Here is a 2620-nt window from a genome sequence, read left to right as displayed (position 1 = left end):
CAAGACTGTTTTTTGGGCAGATTCAAGTGATTTTTTAATCGTGATGGGGGTCGCTTCGATCAGGCTGGATATATCCTGATGACTGGCACCCATAGAATAGAAACAAAGATTAGTAGCCTGCTTAGAAGTCAGCGCAGGAAATAGCTTGCACAATTGTGCATATACAATAGGATCCACGGCAGCCATAGCAGCCTCCTGGTCAGGTTGTTGTGGTTAGCTGGTTGTACAGGGGTCCAGCCTGTGCAATCAGCGACTAAATACTTACGTTTGGCTTATGTCTCTCTATTTATTCTCCTCATGGTCGTGGTAAATCTCTTTTAACTGGGTGTACGTTTTCATTGTCCCTGAATTGAGGTTCGGCCTGCTTCATCTCAGGATGTACACCACGGTTCCGAATGTTTTCTTCTGTGGCGTGCACGCTGGCCATCTGTTTCGAATCACTCACTTTAAAGATGCGATCGTCACGATTGTTAACATTGCGTATCACGCCGGAATAAAGCACACGGTTGACAGCTTTCGGATCCCCGCTAAGAACGGTATTGTCCCCACTACGCCGTGCTGTCAGCTCAGCAGCAAGGTCGTTATTGAAACGGTCTGAAATGCTGTCAGGCGCTGCATAAACCTCAACCCTGTCGCCGAAGTCATTAACCGCAGGTTTACCATCCCGCATATAACTGACCGTACCATCACGCAGGATACGCGTTTCGTGTTCGCTGGATTTAATTGCCGGTACGTTGTCTCCCGGGCCGAAGTGCACAATGGCGTTTGGCTCAGGCCATTCGTTCCGATGCTTACGGGCTGCACGCTTTTCTCGATAGGCCCAGCCGCGCATCTGGCTGAGTGCCGCCGCGTCGCCTTTAGTTGCTTCGCGCTCAACCCAGGACTTCCAGCTGAGCGGCCGGTTCGCTCCAGAATCATTCAGCACCTGACGCTCCTCGCGCAGCTGCAGGCGCAGTTCTGCCATCGCCTTCATCTTCTCAAACTCGGCAACGCGGTACATTAGCTTGCGCATCAGCGGATCCCTGACGGTGTCGCGCACGTGAGCCTTCGCAACCATGCAGTGAGACGCTATCTGACGGAATCGTTCAGCTGCACGCAGGTCCGGCTTTTCCCAGCCATTACGATACGCATCGTAACGGGCACGAAGAATGTCACGCGCAATAGCGCGTGCTTCGCGACGTTCACGCCGCGCTTCCTGGTCGCGTACGTGCAGCTGTGGCATATAAAATTTTTCAATCAGGAGTATGCCTGACTCATGATCATCAGGTTCGGAAGCCGGTGGCGCCGGCTGGAAATCACCCCAGCGTTTTACCATCGCCGCATGACTGATAGCCGGGTGCACATCAGAAGCCTTAACACACTCGCCGTCGGGATTAAGCAGATCGTAAACAGCCAGCCCTCCCTGTTGTTCCCGCAGCCCCAGTCCACGGGAGTAAAGTACGTTGTGCAGCAGCGGCCAGTTAAGGCAGTCCTGTTCAGCAAAGTCCTGAAGCATATGACGGGTTTCGCGTACGGCATAGCCGTGCAGACTTTCCCTGTCGGAGAAGATTTCACGCTTCGCTGCGCCGCGTGGTGCGGCGGGCATGTCGCGACGGGTGCGGTGAAGTTCGCCGTACTCGTTCATCTGCCAGCTGCCGTTATCCACTTTAAAACCGAGTTCACGCTCAAGGATACGGCAGCATTTCTGCAGCTCATCGGCATCGTTCCACATGTTCTGCGCGCGGAACGTCGCAGGGTGTACGCGGTTGGCAGAAACGTGGCAGTGTACGTTGTCGGTATCGCGGTGAATAGCGGCAACGTACTGATGGTCTTCCATGCCCAGTTGCTTCAGACTGTAGCGGACCGAACGGAAAACCGCGTCAGGGGATGGGTCTTCGTCGCTCTGCCATGAAAGAATGAAGTGATACACCGCATCCTTACAGTGCCGGTTCTGCGCTGCCGTCAGATTCATTTCTGACGCCGCAGTATCCAGAGAAAAGCAGTTGGTTTCACACAGCACTTCACCGGAGAGCACGCGCTGAATGCCCTCTGGTGAAATGCTGAGAATTTGTGAAGACGGTGCGGCACTCTTACGTCCGACGTAATCGACCAGCTGACCAAATCCGGGCGTGGCGACGTATTCAGTGCCGGGGGTATGGGCCGCATCGTGAGTTACAGATTCACCCGCTTTGTTTTCCTCACGCGTGCTGACGTACTCAACCAGCTTTCTGAAGCTGGTCTTTTTGTCGCGACGCTTGGGAGGGATGATTACGTTCATCAGTCTTTCATGTCCTCTGCCGGAACCGGCGTCATGTCCAGTGCGTTAATGGCAAGCTTGATGCTGGTAAGAACTTCTGAAAATTGCAGGCTCAGCTCGGTGGTCATGTTCTGCTGCATCTGGTTAAACAGGTGTTTCTGCAGCCCGCCCAGTCGAAGCAGCTCATTCATCATGCGAATGTCTGTACGCACGGTAATCTTTCTGTTGAGCGCCGTACGGCGCAGGTATTCAGATGTAGTCAGGCCGGCGGCTGAGGCCTTCTTATTGATAGCCTCAAACTCTGCTTCTGTGCAGCGGCATTTCACCAGCTTTTCCCTCTGACGCTTTTCGCTTTTCGACATAACTCAACCTTGGCACATTACC

At 53.7% G+C, this 2620-nt stretch carries 2 protein-coding genes and 1 pseudogene; all 3 read right to left on the bottom strand.

Translation table 11 applies throughout. The features are described 5' to 3' along the window. Window positions 1–186, bottom strand: a pseudogene (locus QMM04_RS22025) (conjugal transfer protein); the annotation flags it as partial. Between the two features lie 109 nt (window positions 187–295). Continuing rightward, window positions 296–2257, bottom strand: coding sequence for a TraI/MobA(P) family conjugative relaxase (traI, locus tag QMM04_RS22020; protein ID WP_282997045.1), 1962 nt, complete (start codon window positions 2255–2257; stop codon window positions 296–298). Next, entirely contained in the window at window positions 2257–2598 is a 342-nt protein-coding gene (mobA, locus tag QMM04_RS22015; protein WP_282997044.1) for a plasmid mobilization protein MobA, read from the bottom strand. The genes traI and mobA overlap by 1 nt, the downstream gene beginning before the upstream one ends. Between the last annotated feature and the right edge of the window lie 22 nt (window positions 2599–2620).

The sequence above is a fragment of the Pantoea sp. Pa-EAmG genome (assembly GCF_030024295.1).
In the GTDB taxonomy this organism is placed as follows: domain Bacteria; phylum Pseudomonadota; class Gammaproteobacteria; order Enterobacterales; family Enterobacteriaceae; genus Pantoea; species Pantoea dispersa.
This window is presented reverse-complemented; position numbering and strand designations above follow the sequence as displayed.